The organism is Rathayibacter sp. VKM Ac-2760 (assembly GCF_009834185.1).
Classification (GTDB): domain Bacteria; phylum Actinomycetota; class Actinomycetes; order Actinomycetales; family Microbacteriaceae; genus Rathayibacter.
The window spans coordinates 1,367,028-1,384,672 of sequence record NZ_CP047173.1 but is presented as its reverse complement, the minus strand read 5'-3'; the positions used below and the strand labels follow the sequence as shown (position 1 = coordinate 1,384,672).

The following is a 17,645-nucleotide window of genomic DNA, read 5'->3' as shown; positions in this document are numbered from 1 at the left end:
CCCCGCGGGCGACCCTTCGAGAATGGCGGAGCAGTCGGGGACGGACGAGCGCGCGGCGGAGGGCGGTCGGCGCCGCTTCGTCGCGATCGGCGACTCCTTCACCGAGGGCGTCGGCGATCCGCACCACCGGCTGCCGAACGGCGTCCGCGGCTGGGCCGACCGCGTCGCCGACCGCCTCGCCCGCGCCGAGCCCGGCTGGGAGTACGCGAACCTCGCCATCCGCAGCAAGCGTCTCGCGCAGATCAGCGCCGAGCAGCTCCTGCCCGCCCTCGAGCTGCGGCCGACCCTGGTCACCCTCTACGCCGGCGGCAACGACATCCTCGACCTCGGCACCGACATGCGCACGCTGATCGGCGACTACGAGCGCCTGGTCGACGCACTGGCGACGACGGGCGCCTCGCTCGTGCTCTTCACCGGCTTCGACATCCCCGGCCTGCCCGCCCCGCGGATGTTCGTGAAGCGCAACCGCGTCTACAACAGCGCCGTCCGCCGGATCGCCCGCGAGCGCGGCGCCGTCCTGGTCGACTACTGGCGCATGCAGGCGTTCCGCGACACCGCGATGTGGGCGCCGGACCGGATGCACCTCTCCAAGCGCGGGCACCGGGTGCTCGCCGCCGAGGTCCTGGACACCCTCGGAGTGCCGCACACCATCTCGACCGGGCCCTGGGACGCACCCGAGCCGCTGACCCCCCGCGAGCTGCTGCGCGATCAGTACCGCTGGGCGCACGACTGGGTGCTCCCCCTCGTCGGCCGCAAGATCCGCCGGGTCACCCTCGGTGACGACCTCTCGCCGCGCTGGCCCGAGCCCGTGCTCGTGCCGCCGAAGGGCGGACTGCGCCGTCTCGCCCGCGACGCCGCCTCCTGACGGGCAGGTGCGCGAGCAGCCCCCGGAGCGCGACGCTAGGACAGCAGCGGCAGCACGACCACCAGCAGCAGCGCGAACGCGAGCATCACGATCGGCGCCACCCGCCCGGCGCCGACGCTGGAGGGCGCCGCCCGCCGCACGGTGCCCGTGAGCCGTCGCCGGTCGATCGCGGCGACTCCCCCGCGCACCGACAGCGGCCCCTCCTCGAGGTCGCCCGGCCAGAGCTCGACCAGCAGCCGCCGGCAGCGCGCCAGCTGCTCGTCGCCCACGCGCAGCACGGCGAAGGGCAGCCCGCTCGCCTGCGTCGAGCCGATCCCGGCCCCCGCTCCGACCGCGACCACGACCGCCGCGGTCATCAGCACGCCCTCGGCGGCGTCCAGCACGACCGCCGAGACGAGCAGCAGCACCCCGAGGAGCGCGACGACGATGACGCCGAGCGTCAGCGCCGAGAACACGGCGGAGCGCGTCCGCAGCTCCTGCGCTCCCGCCCGACCGCGCGCCTCGGCCCGCGCGGCCCGGGACGGCGTCAGCAGACCCGCGAGGTCGGCCGGCGTCTCCGCGTCCTCCGGCAGCCGGACGTCGAACGGCAGGTCCGCCGTCTCGCCGAGATCGCTCCGGTCGAGATCGGCGGGCACGGGCCAGGCCGCACGCAGGAACCGCGCGGCCGCCGCGTCCGACCGCCGTCGCATCGCAGCCGCCGTCGCGATCAGTGCCGTCCCCGCGATCAGCACGAGCGCGAACGCGGTGACGGTCCGCAGCGCCACCGGCGCCGCCTCGAGGATCCCGCCGGACGCCAGCGCGAGCGCCGCCGCGAGCCCGCCGCCGGCCAGCCCGCACAGCACGATCCCCGCGGAGACCTCGTACGACAGCCCGTCCCGCGCCGCCGCCACGCCCTCGTCCCACTGCCGCAGCCGCCGTGCCCGTCGCTCCATCCGCCCCACGCTACCCGCGGTGCCCGTGCAGTCCCCCTCTTGCCGATCGAGTACCCCGCCCTGTGCTGATCGAGTAGCCCGCGCAGCGGCCTCCTCTTGCTGATCGAGTAGCCCGCGCAGCGGGCATATCGAGATCCACCCACGCCAGAACGCAGGTCTGCGCCCCCAACCCCGCTGGACGAGGCGGGGTCTCAATACGCCCCTCCGGGCCCACTCGACCAGCGTGAAGGGCCGCCGCCGCGTCCTCTCGCTCAGCACGGGCGGACCCGCGCCGACGCGCACGGCACGCACCGCCTGAGCTGCATGGCTACGTGAACTGCATGGCTGCATGTGCTGCGTGCTCTGCGAACCGTGCGCGCACTTCATGCTGATCGAGTAGCCCGCCGAGCGGGCGTATCGAGATCCACCCACCGTCAGAACGGCGGCGGTACGTCGACGAAGTGCGGTCGCCCGGGAAGCGGGGGTGGCCGATTGCTGATCCTTCGGCCGGTGGGGGTCGTCCAGACGATGGTCCCGTCGTCCTCCGTGCCGTACGTCCACCGGTCACCATGCCGGAGGTGATGGTGGCTGGTGCACAGCATCACGAGGTTCTCGAGCGAGGTCTCGCCGCCGTTGCGCCACTCGATCGTGTGGTCCGCCTCGCTGCGCGCGGCCGAGCGGGTGCATCCCGCGAAGCGGCAGGTCTGGTCCCGGAGCTGGAGGTGCAGGCGCATCCGGGCCGGGGGGAGGCGCTGGGTACGGCCGACGGAGACGACCGCGCCGGTGTCCGGATCGGTGAGCACGCGGGTGAACGAGGCGGCGGTGCGGATCAGCTCGCGGGCGATCTCGGCGGGGACGGGGCCGTACCCGTCGAGGTCCGCGGGGGCGTCGTCGAGGCCGGCGGCGGAGGACGCCGCGAGGGTGAGGCGGACTTCGGCGCGGACGCCGGGGATGAAGGTCGGGTCGGGGCGGTGCACGGTGTCCGGGGTGGTACCGAAGACATCGCCGTCGCAGAGCAGGTCGAGGGAGGCATCGGCGCGCAGCTGGCTGAGGGTCCGCTCGTCCCCGCCGTCACGGAGAGCACGGGCCATCCGGTCGACGCGGTCGCACGCACCCATCACGGCCGGGGCGGGCCCGTGCAGGCAGAGCGTCGCCATCCCGTCCACGTCGGAGGTGACCCACACCGCGCGGTCCTCGCGGGCCCGCGCGTGCCGCTCGGAGAGGGGCTGCTCGTGCAGTTCCTCCCGCCAGCGGCGCAGTGCACGGCGCAACTGCGTGAGCGTCATCGAGACGGCCGCCTCCGCGGCGCGCTCGTCGAGGGCCGCGCGGGAGGCGTCGGGGAGGCTGCTCGCGGTGGCGCAGATCGCCTCGCCCTCCTCCCAGTGCAGGCGCGCCTGCGCGAGCAGCGCCCGGGTGAGGGGCAGGTGCTCCATCAGAAGCCGCGCGTTCTCGAGGCGCCGGGCGATCGTCTGCTCCGGCAGGCCCTCGGCGACGGCGAGCTCCGCGCGAATGGAGCGCTCGACCAGGTCACGCGTCTCGCTGCGGGTCGAGCCGCGGGCGAAGGCGTCCGGGTGGGAGAGGGCGGTGCGGTGGAAGTCGTAGAGGTCTTCGGCCTCGGCGAGGCGCAGCCGGGCGGCGGCGCGGGCGCGGGCCGCGGCGCGGTCGCCGAGGGCGCGCATGCGGGCGAGTGCCGCGTCCGTCGATCCGTTCTCCGTCATACGAGTATTGAATCAGGGACCACCGACACCGGGGCCGGGTCAGCGGCCGATCGGGGACAGCGCGGTCGGATCGAGGGCTGGGGAGGAGGCTCGCTCCCGGATGTCCGGCGACGGTGGGTCTCGATACGCCGCCGCAGGCGGCTACTCGACCAGCAGGAGGCGCCGCAGGCGGCTACTCGACCAGCAAGAAACACCGCGGGCTGCTCGACCAGCACGACCACTCCGCACGCGAAGAAGCCCCGGACCCGCCGACGTCCACCGCGTGAGCGGTGTCCGTCGACGACCCGGGGCTCCCCGATCCGTCAGCGCTAGCGACTAGCGCGCGACGCTGCCGTCGGTGTAGTCCTCGTCGGTCTGCTTCCAGGCGAAGAGCTTGCGCAGCTCGCGGCCGGTCTCCTCGATCGGGTGCTTCTCGCCCTTGGCGCGCAGCTCCTGGAACTCGGGCGCTCCGGCGTCCTGGTCCGCGATGAAGCGCTTCGCGAAGGCACCGCTCTGGATGTCGCCGAGCACCGCCTGCATGTTCGTCTTGACGCTCGGGTCGATGACGCGGGGGCCGGACACGTAGTCGCCGTACTCGGCCGTGTCGGAGACCGACCAGCGCTGCTTGGCGATGCCGCCCTCCCACATGAGGTCGACGATCAGCTTGAGCTCGTGCAGCACCTCGAAGTAGGCGATCTCGGGCTGGTAGCCGGCCTCGACGAGGGTCTCGAAGCCGTACTGGACGAGCTGCGAGGTGCCGCCGCAGAGCACGGCCTGCTCGCCGAACAGGTCGGTCTCGGTCTCCTCGGTGAAGGTCGTCTTGATGACGCCGGCGCGTGTGCCGCCGATGGCCTTCGCGTAGGACTTCGCGGTCTCCCAGGCGGTGCCGGTCGCGTCGTTCTCGACGGCGATGATGTCCGGGATGCCGCGGCCGGCGACGAACTCGCGGCGCACGGTGTGGCCGGGGGCCTTCGGCGCGATCAGGATCACGTCGACGCCCGCGGGCGCCTCGATGTAGCCGAAGCGGATGTTGAAGCCGTGCGCGAAGGCGAGCGTCTTGCCCTCGGTCAGCTTGTCCGCGATCTGCTCGCTGTAGATGGCGCGCTGGTGCTGGTCCGGCGCGAGGATCATGATCAGGTCGGCCCAGTCGGCGGCGTCGGCGACGCTCTTGACCTCGAAGCCGTCGTCCTCCGCCTTGGCGGTCGACTTCGACCCCTCCTTGAGCGCGATGACGACCTGGACGCCGGAGTCGCGGAGGTTCTGCGCGTGCGCGTGGCCCTGCGAGCCGTAGCCGACGATCGCGACCTTCTTGGACTGGATGATGGCGAGGTCCGCGTCGGCGTCGTAGATGAGCTCAGTCACGTGATGCTTCCTTTTCTGTGGATGGGAGTGGGCGGAGCAGTGGGGACGGCGCGAGCCGTCAGTTCTTGAAGACGCGCTCGGTGATCGACTTCGAGCCGCGGCCGATGGCCAGCAGGCCCGACTGGGCGATCTCCTTGATGCCGTAGGGCTCGATGACCCGGAGGAACGCGGTGGTCTTGCCGGAGTCGCCGGTGACCTCGATCACGAGGGCGTCGGTCGCGACGTCGACCACGCGAGCGCGGAAGAGGTTCACGGCCTCGAGCACCTGCGAGCGGGTGACGTTGTCGACGCGCACCTTCACGAGCAGGTGCTCGCGGTGCACCGACTGGTCGGGGTCCAGCTCGACGATCTTGATGACGTTGATCAGCTTGTTCAGCTGCTTCGTCACCTGCTCGAGTGGGAGGTCCTCGACGTCCACGGCGACCGTGATGCGCGAGAGCCCGTCGAGCTCGGTCGGCCCGACCGCCAGCGACTCGATGTTGAAGCCGCGACGCGCGAACAGTCCCGCGACGCGGGTGAGCAGTCCCGGCTTGTCCTCGACGAGCAGGGAGAGAACGTGGTGGGTCATGCGGTCTACTCCTCGTCGTCCCAGGTTGGGCTGTGGTCTCTGGCGTACTGGACGTAGCTGTTCGAGACGCCCTGCGGGACCATCGGCCACACCATGGAGTCGCGGCTGACCACGAAGTCGATGACGACGGGGCGGTCGTTGGTGGCGATCGCCAGCTCGATGGCCGCGTCGATCTCCTCCGGCTTGGTCACCCGGATGCCCAGGGCGCCGTACGCCTCGGCGAGCTTCACGAAGTCCGGCACCCGGACGGTGTCGTGCCCCGTGTTGAGGTCGGTGTTGGAGTAGCGGCCCTCGTAGAAGAGGGTCTGCCACTGCCGCACCATGCCGAGCGAGGAGTTGTTGATCACCGCGACCTTGATCGGGATGTCGTTGATCGTGCAGGTGGCGAGCTCCTGATTGGTCATCTGGAAGCAGCCATCGCCGTCGATCGCCCAGACCGTGCGGTCCGGCTCGCCGACCTTGGCGCCCATCGCCGCGGGCACGGAGTAGCCCATCGTCCCGGCGCCGCCGGAGTTCAGCCAGGAGTTGGGGCGCTCGTACTTGATGAACTGCGCCGCCCACATCTGGTGCTGCCCGACGCCTGAGGCGAAGACACCCTCGGGACCGGTGATCTCGCCGATCCGCTTGATCACGTACTGCGGCGAGAGCAGCCCGTCGACCGGCTCGGTGTAGCCGAGCGGGAACTCCTCCTGGAGCCCCTTGAGGTAGGTCCACCAGTCGCCGGTGTCCGGCGCGCCGCCGTCGATCGCCTTCGCGAACGCGTCGGTGAGGTCCGGCAGGACGTCCTTCAGGTCGCCCACGATCGGAACGTCCGCGGTGCGGATCTTGGAGATCTCGGCCGGGTCGATGTCCACGTGCACGACCTTGGCGTTCGGCGCGAAGAGCGCCGCCTTGCCGGTCACGCGGTCGTCGAAGCGCGAGCCGAGCGCGAGGATCAGATCCGACTCCTGCAGCGCGAGCACCGCGGGGACGGTGCCGTGCATGCCGGGCATGCCGAGCTGCTGCTCGTGCGAGTCCGGGAACGCGCCGCGCGCCATCAGCGTGGTGACGACGGGGGCGCCGCAGGCCTCGGCGAACGCCAGGAGCTCCGCCGCCGCGCGGGCGCGGATGATGCCGCCGCCGACGTAGAGCACCGGCTTCTTCGCCTCGGCCAGCAGCTGGGCCGCGGCCTGGATCTGCTTGCCGTGCGCCTTCGTCACCGGGCGGTAGCCGGGCAGGTCGATCTTCGGCGGCCAGACGAACGGGGCCTGGTCCTGCTGCGCGTCCTTGGTGATGTCGACGAGCACCGGGCCGGGGCGCCCCGTCGTCGCGATCAGCACGGCGGAGGCGAGCGCCGAGGGGATGTCCTCGGGCCGCGTGACCAGGATGGAGTGCTTGGTGATCGGCATGGTGATGCCGACGATGTCCGCCTCCTGGAACGCGTCGGTGCCCATCAGCGTCGAGAACACCTGGCCGGTGATCGCGAGCATCGGCACGGAGTCCATGTAGGCGTCCGCGATCGCCGTGACGAGGTTGGTCGCGCCGGGCCCGGAGGTCGCGATGCAGACGCCGAGCTTCCCGGTCGCCGCGGCATAGCCCTCGGCCGCATGGCCGGCGCCCTGCTCGTGGCGGACGAGGATGTGCCGGATCTTCGTCGAGTCCATCAGCGGGTCGTAGACGGGCAGGATCGCGCCGCCGGGCAGACCGAAGACGTCCTCGATCCCGAGCATCTCGAGCGAGCGGACGACCGCCTGCGCTCCGGTGAGCGACTCGGCGACGGGAGCGACCGCCGACGCCGGTGCGGCGGAGCGGGGTGGCTGGGGGGTCGGGGCGGGAGGCGCGGCGGACGGGTCCGGGGTCATGCGGGTGTCGATTCCTTCGAAGCGGTGTGCGGCGGCGGGCACCGGGGGCTCGGAGTGCGAGCGGCCGGTGACCGGGAGGCGCGAGTGCGCGGCCGGCCCGAGCGGGCCGGGATCAACCCGTGGTGGCGCCCTCGGCGGCCGAGCGGACGAGCTTGGCGTACTTGGCGAGGACACCGCGGGTGTAGCGCGGAGGGAGGGGCGCCCAGCCTTCTCGGCGGGCGGCGAGCTCGGATTCGTCGACGAGTAGGTCGATCGATCGAGCGGCGATGTCGACCCGAATCGGGTCTCCGTCGCGAACGAATGCGATGGGACCTGCGTCCACCGATTCGGGAGCTATGTGGCCGATGCACAGGCCGGTTGTGCCGCCTGAGAATCGTCCGTCGGTCAACAGTAGTACATCTTTTCCGAGCCCGGCCCCCTTGATGGCGGCGGTGATGGCCAGCATCTCGCGCATGCCCGGGCCGCCCTTGGGGCCCTCGTAGCGGATGACCACCACGTCGCCCTTCTTGATCGCGCCGTCGGTCAGCGCGTCCATCGCGGCGCGCTCGCGCTCGAACACCCGCGCGGGGCCCTCGAACACGGAGGCGTCGAAGCCGGCCGTCTTGACGACCGCGCCCTCCGGCGCGAGCGAGCCCTTGAGCACGGTCAGCCCGCCGGTGGCGTGGATCGGGTTGTCGAGGGTGCGGATGACCTCGCCGTCCAGCGGCGCGATGTCCATCGCCGCGAGGTTCTCGGCGACGGTCTTGCCGGTCACCGTGAGGCAGTCTCCGTGCAGCAGGCCCGCGTCGAGCAGGGCCTTCATCACGGCGGGGACGCCGCCGTGGCGGTCGACGTCGTTCATCACGTACTTGCCGAACGGCTTGAGGTCGCCGATGTGCGGGATCGTGTCTCCGATGCGGTTGAAGTCGTCGATCGTGAGGTCGACCTCGGCCTCGTTGGCGATCGCGAGCAGGTGCAGGATGACGTTGGTCGAGCCGCCGAAGGCCATGGCCACGGCGATCGCGTTCTCGAACGCCTCCTTGGTCAGGATGTCGCGCGCGGTGGTGCCGTTGCGGAGCAGCTCGACGACCGCTTCCCCCGACTTGCGGGCGAAGTAGTCGCGGCGGCGGTCGGCCGCGGCGGGCGACGCGGAGCCGGGCAGGCTCATGCCGAGCGCCTCGGCGACGCTCGCCATCGTGTTCGCGGTGTACATGCCGCCGCAGGAGCCCTCGCCCGGGGCGAAGGCGCACTCGATGCGCTTGGCGTCCTCCTCGGACATGATCCCGGCCTTGACGCCGCCGACGGCCTCGAAGGAGTCGATGATCGTGATGTCCTTCTCGGTGCCGTCGGAGAGCTTGACCCAGCCTGGGGCGATCGAGCCGGCGTAGACGAAGACGGCGGCGAGGTCGAGGCGCGCGGCGGCCATCAGCATGCCGGGCAGCGACTTGTCGCAGCCGGCCAGCATGACGGTGCCGTCGAGGCGCTCGGCCATCATCACGGTCTCGACGGAGTCGGCGATGACCTCGCGCGAGACGAGCGAGAAGTGCATGCCCTCGTGGCCCATCGAGATGCCGTCCGAGACGGAGATGGTGCCGAACTGCAGCGGGTACCCGCCGCCCGAGTGCACGCCCTCCTTCGCGCTGCGCGCAAGGCGCTCGAGCGAGAGGTTGCAGGGGGTGATCTCGTTCCAGGACGACGCGATGCCGATCTGGGGCTTCTCCCAGTCGTCATCGCCCATTCCCACGGCGCGCAGCATCCCGCGCGACGTCGTGGCCTCGATGCCGTCCGTGACGGTGCGCGAACGAGGCTTCCAATCGATTTCCGGCATGTGACGAGGCTACCGCCTCGCGCGCGATGCTCCGGCGCTCCGGAGCGCGCACCGATCCGTCGCGAACGGTCGTGTCCGTCGCCTCGATCCGGCAGCGATGGTCGTGTCGTCAGCCTCGCGCCGACCGTTCGTGACGAATCGACCGGCGTGACTCAGTCCGCAGTGGCGCGGAAGTCGGCGAGGAGCGACAGCACGTGCGCGATCTGCTCGGGGCCGCGGACGCGGTAGGCGGCGGAAGTGGTGCCGGCGCCGCTCTTGACGCCGACGTCGCCCGCGCCGAGGACCGCGAAGGCGTCCTCGTCGGTGACGTCGTCGCCGGCGTAGAGCACGGCCGTCGCGCCGGTGTAGCGGCGCAGGTGCTGCACGGCCTCGCCCTTGGTGGTGGAGCGGACCGAGAACTCGAGCACGTTCTTGCCCTCGCGGACCGTGACGCCCTCGACCTCGGCGCGTGCCTCCGACAGCGCGACGACGTGCGCGACGCGGCTGTGCCGGTCGGTGGCGAGGCGGGTGTGCAACGCGAAGCCGGCCGGCTTGTCCTCGATCCAGACGTTGTCGATCCCGCGGGCGATGCCCTTCAGCACGTCCTCGAGCACGCCGACCTTCGCCAGCTCGGTCTCGTCGAGGCGGACGGCGTCGTCGCCCGGGTCGAGCCGGATCTCGATGCCGTGCGAGCCGACCAGCAGCGCCTCGTCGGGCAGCTGCGCGACCTCCTCGAGGCTCCCGAGGGCACGGCCGGAGACCAGCGCGACGCGGGTGCCGGGCAGCGCGAGCAGTCGGAGGACCGCCTCGCGCGCCTCGGGCAGCGCGCGGGCGTGCGCCGGGTCGTCGACCTCGGGGGCGAGCGTCCCGTCGAAGTCGAGCGCCACCAGAAGGCGGCCGGTCGCGGCGAGCTCGTGCAGCGCGGCGACGAGGCGGTCGGGCACGCCGGGCAGGTGCTCGCCCGGGGTCGGGGTCACGACGGTCATCGCGTCGCCTCCGCCGTCTCGTGGTGCGCGTCCTCGGCGGCGCGCCCGCGGACGCCGTCCTCGTGGTGCTCCGCCTCCTGGCCGAGCGGCGCCTCCTGGCCCCGCGCGGCCGGGTGCACATCGAGCTGCTGGCCCGCGGCGTGCTCGCTCAGCGCGTCGAGGAAGCTCGCCGACCAGCGCGCGACGTCGTTCTCGAGCACCCGGCGGCGCAGCGCCCGCATCCGGCGGCTGCGCTCGGCGCGCGGCATGCGGGCCGCGTTCTCGATCGCGTCCTTGAGCCCGGAGATGTCGTGCGGGTTGATCTGGACGGCCTGCTTCAGCTCGTCGGCCGCGCCGGTGAACTCGCTCAGAACGAGCACGCCGTCGTTGTCGAAGCGGGAGGCGACGTACTCCTTCGCGACCAGGTTCATCCCGTCGCGCAGGGCAGTGACGAGCATCACGTCGGCGGCGAGGTAGAGCGCCACCATCTCCTCACGCGGGTAGCCGTGGTGGAGGTAGCTGATCGCCGGGTTGCCGATCGTGCCGTAGTCGCCGTTGATCCGGCCGACCTGCAGCTCGATGTCGTCGCGCAGCTGCTTGTAGGTCTCGACCCGCTCGCGGCTGGGGCTCGCGACCTGCACGAGCACCGCGTCCTTGGTGCTGAGCCGCCCGTCGGCGAGCAGTTCGCCGAACGCCTTCAGCCGGTGGCCGATGCCCTTGGTGTAGTCGAGGCGGTCGACGCCGAGCATGACGGTCTCGGGGTCGCCCAGATCGGAGCGGATCTGCCGCGCCCGCTCCTGGATCTCCGGGGTGCGCGCCATCGCCTCGAAGGCGTCGGCGTCGATCGAGATCGGGAAGTGCCGCGCGACCACCGGGCGCACGCTGGCGCCGCGGCGCGAGCGGTTCACCCGCCGGGTGCCGTCGACGGCGTCGTCCTCGACCGGCACCTCGACCACAGTGCTGCGGGTGTCGTAGCCGAGCAGACGGCGGACCGCGCGGAGGAAGCTGCCCGCGTCGCCCTGGCGCTGGAAGCCGATCACGTCGGCGCCGAGCAGGCCCTCGACGATCTGCTTGCGCCACGGGAGCTGGGCGAAGATGCCGTAGGGCGGGAACGGGATGTGGTTGAAGAAGCCGATCGCGACGTCCGGCCGCAGCTCGCGCAGCATCTTCGGCACCAGCTGCAGCTGGTAGTCCTGCACCCAGACGACGCCGTCCTGCTCGGTCACGGCGGCGGCGGCCTCGGCGAAGCGGCGGTTCACCCGCACGTAGGCGTCCCACCACTCGCGGTGGTAGGTGGGCGGCGCGATCACGTCGTGATAGAGCGGCCAGAGCGTGTCGTTCGAGAAGCCCTCGTAGTAGTCCTCGAGCTCCTGAGCGCTGAGCGCGACCGGGACGATCAGCACGCCGTCGTTCTCGAACGGCGCGACCTCCTCGTCCGCGACGCCGGGCCAGCCGACCCAGGCGCCCTCGTTGGCGCGCATGACGGGCTCGAGCGCGGTGACCAGCCCACCGGGCGAGGTCTTCCACGAGGCGGTGCCGTCGGCGTCGACGACGCGGTCGACCGGGAGGCGGTTGGAGACCACGACGAACGCGTTGCGCGCTCCGGCGGTGGCGGTGCCGTTCTTCTCGTCGCCGCTGTTCTCGAGCGGTGCGGGGGCGGAGGCGGAGTGCGGAGGAATGGTGGTCCCGATCGTCGGTCGTGCCCGTCTTCGTACCCGGCGAGGCTACCAGCCGCACTCGAACGGGGGCCGGGGCTCAGCCCTGGGCCAGAGCGAGCGCCAGCACCGCACCGCCGACCGTCGGCACCACCGCGACGGCGCCGAGCAGCGCGTACTGCCGCCACGAGATCGTCACGCCGAGCGCGGTCAGCCGCTGGTGCCAGAGCAGGGTCGCGAGCGAGGCCCACGGGGTGATCAGCGGGCCGGCGTTCACGCCGATCAGCAGGGCGACAAGGCGCACCGGATCCGCCGCGACCGGCTCGAGCGCGAGGTACGCCGGCAGATTGTCGACCAGGTTCGCGGCCACGACGCCCGAGCCCGCGAGCCGGAGCAGCTCCCCCACTCCGCTGCCGTCTCCCGCGACCACCGCGAGCGCCGCTCCGAGGCCCAGCTGATGCGCCGCCTCCATCACGACGAAGAGACCGGAGGCGAAGACGACCAGCTGCCACGGGAGCAGCGAGAGCTTCAGGGCCGAGGGCCGCCGCACCGCGAAGAGCAGCACGAGGGCGAGCGCGGCGACGGCCGCCGGGATCCACACCTCGAGCCCCGAGACGAGGGCGGGCAGCAGCAGCGCGACGACCACCCCGGCGCCGATGAGCAGCACGCGGTCCTCGACCGCGGTCCGCTCCCCCGTCCGGTAGCGGCCGGCCAGCTCGCGGCGGTAGCGGATCGCGAGCACGAGGACGGGGACGACGGCCGCGACGAGGGCGGGCGCCGCGGTGAGGGCGGCGAAGGCGAGCGGCCCGTCGACACCGAGCCGCCTCTCTGCCAGGAGGTTGGTGAGGTTCGACACAGGGAGCAGGAGGGAGGCGCAATTCGCCAGCCAGACGGTGGCCATCGCGAACGGCAGCGGCGACACCCGGACGTGCGCGGCGAGCAGCACGACGACCGGCGTGAGCAGCACGGCGGTCGTGTCGAGCGAGAGGAAGACGGTGCTGACGATCGCCATCGCGACCACCAGGAGCCAGAGCAGAGCGGTCCGCCCGCGGCCCCAGATCGCCGCGCGCTCGGCCACGACCGTGAAGACTCCGGCCTCGGAGGCCAGTTCCGCCACCACGGTGACCGCGACGACGAAGGCGAGGATCGGCGCCGTCCGCTCGACCAGCTCGCCGAGCGCGTCCATCGGGAGGATTCCGGTGAGGGCCGCGATCACGCCGAGCACGAGCAGCACCGCCCCGATCACAGCCGTGCGCATGTCGTACCCGTTCTCCTCGGTGCCTGCGCGGGCGGAGCGCTCGGCAGCGGTTCACCGTAGCGGGCGCGCATCGCCGCAGTGCCGACCGATGGCCGTCGAGGGCGCCGCCGGTCGGGGTCCGCGCTGTCAACCGTTGGGGCGGAGCGCGCCGCACCGCTAGCGTCGTCGTGAACACAGGAGGCAATCGATGCGCAAGTTCATCCTCAATTCCAGCGTCATCAGCGCGATCGTCGGAGGCTGGTCCATCCTGCAGACGACGCGCAAGGGTCCGCGCGACTGGCGACTGGCCCTGCAGTGGGTCAGCTGGGCGATCGCCCTCGCGGTCGCCATCGGCTCGGTCTCCTACGACTCGAAGGAGCTCGTCAAGGAGCAGAACGGCAAGAAGCGCGACCGCTGAGCGCACTCCCCTTCTGACACGCCGCGTGCCCCGCGCCGCGGCGTGTCAGCGCGGTCCGGCGTCCTCCCCCGGAGACACTGGAGGCACCAGCACGCGGCACGGGAAACGGGGTTCACATGAGGTTTCGTCTGAGGCGCCGCCAGCCGGCCCCCGAGGTCGTCGCGGCCCCCGCTCTCACGCAGGACGAGCTCTTCGCCGTGGTGCACGAGCGCCTCTCCGCCTTCGTCGGCGCCGAGGGGGCCTGGGTCGTCACCCGTCGCAGCCACGACGACCGCGATCCGATCTTCCACGGCATGCTCGCCCGCTCCCTCGCCCACGAGCTGTCCGCCGCGATCCAGGCCGAGCAGCTCCGCGCCGGCGTCGAGGGCACCGCGAACCCCGTCACCTCCGCGATCCCGGTCATGCGCGCGTCGACGCCTCCCGTCATCGCGGCGCCCGCCGCCCTGCACGCCGCCGAGGCCGCTCCCGCCGTGCCGTCCGAGCCCGCCGCGGACGCGACCCCCGTCGCCGAGCCCGCCGCCCTCACCTGGGACCCGAAGCCGATCGCGGTCTGGGCCGAGCCCGACGCCACCCCGGCCCCCTCCACTGCCGACGCCACCCGCTGACCCGCCGCCGCTGGGCCGGGTCGTGAGGTTCCTGCTGATCGAGTAGCCCGCGAACGACAGTTCTGCTGATCGAGTAGCCCGCGAACGACAGTTCTGCTGATCGAGTAGCCCTCGCAGAGGTGTCTTGCTGATCGAGTAGCCCTCGCAGAGGGCGTATCGAGATCCGCCCCGCTCAGAGCACGTCGAGGATGTCGTTCTTCAGCACCTCGGCCCGCGGCCCGAATACCGCCTGGATGCTCTCGCCCACCTCCAGCACCCCGGCCGCGCCGAGCTCCCTGAGCCGCGCGTGATCGACGAGCGCACGATCGCCCACCTGCACGCGCAGCCGCGTGATGCACGCGTCGACGCGGACGAGATTGCCGCGCCCGCCGAAGGCCGCGATGAGCCGCTCCGCGGCGGAGTCCTTGGGACTCCCGGCACCGGGGGACGACTCCGGAGCCACGACCACGACCCCCGTCTCCTCGGCGTCCCCCTCGGCCACGAGCGCCTCGCGCCCCGGCGTGCGCAGGTTCCACCGCCGGATGACCAGCCGGAACAGCAGGTAGTACACGACGAAGTACACGACTCCCAGGAGCACCAGCAGTCCGACGTTCTTCGCGGCGGGGGCCGTGCCGTAGAGCAGCAGATCGACGAGGCCCGCGGAGAACGAGAAGCCGAGGTGGACGTCGAGGAGATTCGCGACGGCGAGCGAGAGGCCGGTGAGCAGGGCGTGCACCACGTAGAGCGGGAACGCCGCGAACATGAAGGCGAACTCGAGCGGCTCGGTGATGCCGGTGAGGAACGCGGTGAGCCCGGCGGCTCCGAGTATGCCGATCGCGGCCTTCCGCTGCGACCGGTCGGCCAGGTGGATCATCGCCAGTGCCGCCGCGGGCAGCCCGAACATCAGCACGGGATAGAAGCCCGAGGTGAGCGCGCCGGCCGTCGGGTCGCCCGCGGCGAAGCGGGTCAGCTCGCCCGTGACGACCCCGCCGTCGGCGGTGGTGTACGAGCCCTGCAGGAACCAGACGTACGAGTTCAGGATGTGGTGCAGCCCCACCGGGATGAGCATCCGGTTCGCGACGCCGTAGACGAACGCGCCGAGCGCGCCGGTGCCGCCGATGAAGGTCCCGAGGCCGGAGAGCCCGATCTCGAAGACCGGGTAGAACCAGCTCAGGCCGAAGCCCACGACGAGGCAGGCGAGCGACACGACGATCGGGACGAACCGCCGACCGCCGAAGAAGCCCACGTAGCTGGGCAGCGTGATGGTGTGGAAGCGGTCGAACAGCGCCGCCGTGAGCAGACCGACGACGATGCCGCCGAACACGCTGTAGTCGATCGGCAGCTGGGTGCCCGCCGCCGTGGTCCGTCCCGCCAGGACGACCGGCGACATCGCCGTGAAGACGTGCGTGAGCACGAGGTGGCCGACGACGGCCGCGAGAGCGGTCGAGCCGTCCGCCTTCTTCGCGAAGCCCAGGGCGACGCCGACCGCGAAGAGCAGCGGCAGGTTCTCGAACAGGGCGCCGCCCGCCGCGCTCATCGCCTGGAAGAAGGCGCCGAGGACGGGCAGGTCGATCCGCCCGAGCAGGTCCGGCTGACCGAGCCGGAGCAGGAGCCCGGCGGCGGGGAGGACCGCGATCGGGAGCATCAGGCTCGTGCCGAGCCGCTGCAGCCGGTCGAAGCCGGGAACGCCGCGCCGACGGCGGGGCGAGGCCGGTGCGGCGCTCACGGGGTCTCCTCCGCGGGAGGGCCGGGGCGTCATGCGGAGAGGAGCGCGGTGCCGGGCTGGAGGGCCGCGCCGTCGGCGACCAGGACGGCGACGGCCTCCGCGGGCCGCTCGAGCACGACGACGGGGACGACGGCCGAGAGCCCCGCCGCGAGGATCGCCGGGACGTCGTAGGTCACGATCGACGCCCCCGCCTCGACCCGGTCGCCCTTCGCGGCGAGGGCGATGAAGCCGGCACCGCCGAGCCCGACGGTGTCGATCCCGAGGTGCACCAGCACGGCGAGTCCGTCGTCGGCAGCGACCACGAAGGCGTGCGGGAAGACCTGCGCCAGCGTGCCGTCGATCGGTGCGACCACCTCGAGCGGCCGCTCGGGCGGCGCGATCGCGATCCCAGGCCCCATCGCGCCCGCCGCGAAGAGCGGATCAGGCACCGACGCGAGGGGTACGGCGGCCCCGGTGAGCGGGGACAGGACATGGACCACGGAGACTCCCTCGAACCGACGATCGAGCGATGCTCACGATCGCCCGCGGCCAGAGTAGGGCGGCCGACGGGCTCCGTCGTCCGGTGGCGCGGAACGTCGACGGCGGGTCGACGATCCGCCCCCTCGGCGGACGCGATCAGACCGCCGGCCAGGCCTCCGGGCCGTCGCTGCCGGCCGCGTACTCGTCGAGCGGCACGTCGTCGGCGCGCCAGGCGTCGATCGCGGGCTGCACGATGCGCCAGCACTCCTCGGCCGCATCGCCGCGGACCGACAGGGACGGGTCGTCGTCGAGGATCCCGGAGATGACCTCGCCGTAAGCCAGCAGCTCCCCCGCGCCGAAGGTCGCCTCCAGCGAGGCGCGCTCCAGCGTGTACGGGTCGCCGGGGCCGTTGATGTTCAGCTCCAGCGCCATCTGGTCGGGCGCGAGGAACAGCCGCAGCACCGACGCGTCGGCCGTGCCGTGGAAGCCGGCCGGCAGGTGCGGCACCGGCTTGAAGCGGATGACGATCTCGCGGCGCCGCTCGCCCAGAGCCTTGCCGGAGCGCAGCGTGAACGGCACGCCCGCCCAGCGCCAGGTGTCGATCTCGACGGTGAGCTCGGCGAGCGTCTCGGTCTTGCGCGAGGGGTCGACGCCCTTCTCGTCGGCGTAGGCCGGCAGCTCCCGGCCGTCGACGGAGCCGGCGGTGTAGCGGGCCCGCCGCGAGCTCTCCGTCAGGTCGTCGCCCCGCAGGCGGGTCGCCCGCAGCACGATGCCCTTGGCGTCACGCAGGTCGGCCGCGCCGAGCGTCGACGGCGGCTCCATCGCGACGACCGCCAGCACCTGCAGCAGGTGGCTCTGGATCATGTCGATCAGCGCGCCCGCGCCGTCGTAGTACCCCGCGCGCCCCTCCAGCCCGAGCTGCTCGTCGTAGACGATCGCGACGCTCTCGATGTGCTCGGCGGACCAGAGCGGCTCGAGGATCCGGTTCGCGAAGCGCAGGCCGAGCAGGTTCATCACCGTCGCGCGGCCGAGGAAGTGGTCGACGCGGTGCACCCGGTCCTCCGGCACGAGGGCGGCGACGCGCTCGTTCAGCGCGTGCGCGCTCTTCTCGTCCGTGCCGAACGGCTTCTCGAGCGCGAGCACGGTGCCCTCCGGCAGGTCGTGCGCCGCGAGTGCGTCGCAGGCCTTCGCGGCGACCGCGGGCGGCAGAGCGAAGTAGAGCGCGACCGGTCCGTCGCAGCTCGCGAGCAGCGCGGCCATCGCCTCCGGATCGGTGACGTCGACCTGCTGGTAGCGCGTGCCCGCGACCAGCGCGTCGATCGCCGCTCCCTCCGCGCCCTCGGTGCCGAACGAGCCGGCGACGACGTCGTGCCAGTGCTCCTGCGTCCAGTCCTCCTGGCCTGCGCCGACGAGGTGCAGGCGGCGGTCGGGCTCGCGGGTCAGCAGCTGACCGACGGCGGGGAGGAGGAGGCGGGCGGACAGGTCGCCCGTCGCACCGAGGATGAGCAGCGTGGAGACCGACTGAGGCATGGGCCACACCCTACGGCGCCTCCGCCGACCGTTTCCCGGCC

General features: G+C 72.3%; 15 protein-coding genes. 3 read left to right on the top strand and 12 right to left on the bottom strand.

Going from position 1 to position 17,645, the window contains the following annotated elements:
• Nucleotides 1-22 precede the first annotated feature (22 nt).
• Nucleotides 23-865, top strand: a complete 843-nt coding sequence (locus GSU72_RS06160) for an SGNH/GDSL hydrolase family protein (protein WP_159984250.1) — start codon at nucleotides 23-25, stop codon at nucleotides 863-865.
• A 35-nt stretch (nucleotides 866-900) separates the two neighbouring features.
• Here the strand turns inward: GSU72_RS06160 and GSU72_RS06155 are convergent, their stop codons facing one another.
• The 9 genes from GSU72_RS06155 to GSU72_RS06115 form a co-directional block, all read right to left on the bottom strand.
• Entirely contained in the window at nucleotides 901-1,797 is an 897-nt protein-coding gene (locus GSU72_RS06155) for a hypothetical protein (protein WP_159984249.1), read from the bottom strand.
• A 413-nt stretch (nucleotides 1,798-2,210) separates the two neighbouring features.
• Nucleotides 2,211-3,494, bottom strand: coding sequence for an HNH endonuclease signature motif containing protein (locus tag GSU72_RS06150; RefSeq protein WP_159984248.1), 1,284 nt, complete (start codon nucleotides 3,492-3,494; stop codon nucleotides 2,211-2,213).
• A 315-nt stretch (nucleotides 3,495-3,809) separates the two neighbouring features.
• Nucleotides 3,810-4,835: a ketol-acid reductoisomerase gene (ilvC, locus tag GSU72_RS06145; protein ID WP_159984247.1), complete on the bottom strand. Its 1,026-nt coding sequence runs from the start codon at nucleotides 4,833-4,835 to the stop codon at nucleotides 3,810-3,812.
• Nucleotides 4,836-4,893: 58 nt separating this feature from the next.
• Complete coding sequence (gene ilvN / locus GSU72_RS06140) at nucleotides 4,894-5,403, bottom strand: acetolactate synthase small subunit (protein WP_159984246.1); 510 nt, start codon at nucleotides 5,401-5,403, stop codon at nucleotides 4,894-4,896.
• A 5-nt stretch (nucleotides 5,404-5,408) separates the two neighbouring features.
• A complete protein-coding gene (locus tag GSU72_RS06135; protein ID WP_159984245.1) occupies nucleotides 5,409-7,244 on the bottom strand; it encodes an acetolactate synthase large subunit in 1,836 nt (611 codons plus the stop codon).
• Nucleotides 7,245-7,356: 112 nt separating this feature from the next.
• Nucleotides 7,357-9,051: a dihydroxy-acid dehydratase gene (ilvD, locus tag GSU72_RS06130; protein ID WP_159984244.1), complete on the bottom strand. Its 1,695-nt coding sequence runs from the start codon at nucleotides 9,049-9,051 to the stop codon at nucleotides 7,357-7,359.
• Between the two features lie 152 nt (nucleotides 9,052-9,203).
• Complete coding sequence (otsB, locus tag GSU72_RS06125; protein ID WP_159984243.1) at nucleotides 9,204-10,016, bottom strand: trehalose-phosphatase; 813 nt, start codon at nucleotides 10,014-10,016, stop codon at nucleotides 9,204-9,206.
• Nucleotides 10,013-11,578, bottom strand: coding sequence for a trehalose-6-phosphate synthase (locus tag GSU72_RS06120; protein ID WP_244256009.1), 1,566 nt, complete (start codon nucleotides 11,576-11,578; stop codon nucleotides 10,013-10,015). The genes otsB and GSU72_RS06120 overlap by 4 nt, the downstream gene beginning before the upstream one ends.
• Nucleotides 11,579-11,750: 172 nt before the next feature.
• On the bottom strand, nucleotides 11,751-12,908 hold the full coding sequence (locus GSU72_RS06115; protein WP_159984242.1) for an SLC13 family permease: 1,158 nt from the start codon (nucleotides 12,906-12,908) through the stop codon (nucleotides 11,751-11,753).
• 187 nt (nucleotides 12,909-13,095) lie between these two features.
• Here GSU72_RS06115 and GSU72_RS06110 point away from each other — a divergent pair, with 187 nt between their 5' ends.
• Together GSU72_RS06110 and GSU72_RS06105 are read left to right on the top strand one after the other, a co-directional pair.
• Nucleotides 13,096-13,305, top strand: coding sequence for a hypothetical protein (locus GSU72_RS06110; RefSeq protein WP_123447985.1), 210 nt, complete (start codon nucleotides 13,096-13,098; stop codon nucleotides 13,303-13,305).
• 116 nt (nucleotides 13,306-13,421) lie between these two features.
• A complete protein-coding gene (locus tag GSU72_RS06105; RefSeq protein WP_159984241.1) occupies nucleotides 13,422-13,910 on the top strand; it encodes a hypothetical protein in 489 nt (162 codons plus the stop codon).
• 172 nt (nucleotides 13,911-14,082) lie between these two features.
• Here GSU72_RS06105 and GSU72_RS06100 read toward each other — a convergent pair whose 3' ends face one another.
• From GSU72_RS06100 to GSU72_RS06090, 3 genes are all read right to left on the bottom strand, one after another.
• Complete coding sequence (locus GSU72_RS06100; RefSeq protein ID WP_244256008.1) at nucleotides 14,083-15,615, bottom strand: PTS transporter subunit EIIC; 1,533 nt, start codon at nucleotides 15,613-15,615, stop codon at nucleotides 14,083-14,085.
• Between the two features lie 29 nt (nucleotides 15,616-15,644).
• The gene (locus GSU72_RS06095; RefSeq protein WP_159984240.1) at nucleotides 15,645-16,094 is read right to left on the bottom strand and encodes a PTS glucose transporter subunit IIA; all 450 of its coding nucleotides are present in this window, start codon (nucleotides 16,092-16,094) and stop codon (nucleotides 15,645-15,647) included.
• A gap of 136 nt (nucleotides 16,095-16,230) precedes the next feature.
• A complete protein-coding gene (locus tag GSU72_RS06090; RefSeq protein WP_159984239.1) occupies nucleotides 16,231-17,604 on the bottom strand; it encodes a glucose-6-phosphate dehydrogenase in 1,374 nt (457 codons plus the stop codon).
• Between the last annotated feature and the right edge of the window lie 41 nt (nucleotides 17,605-17,645).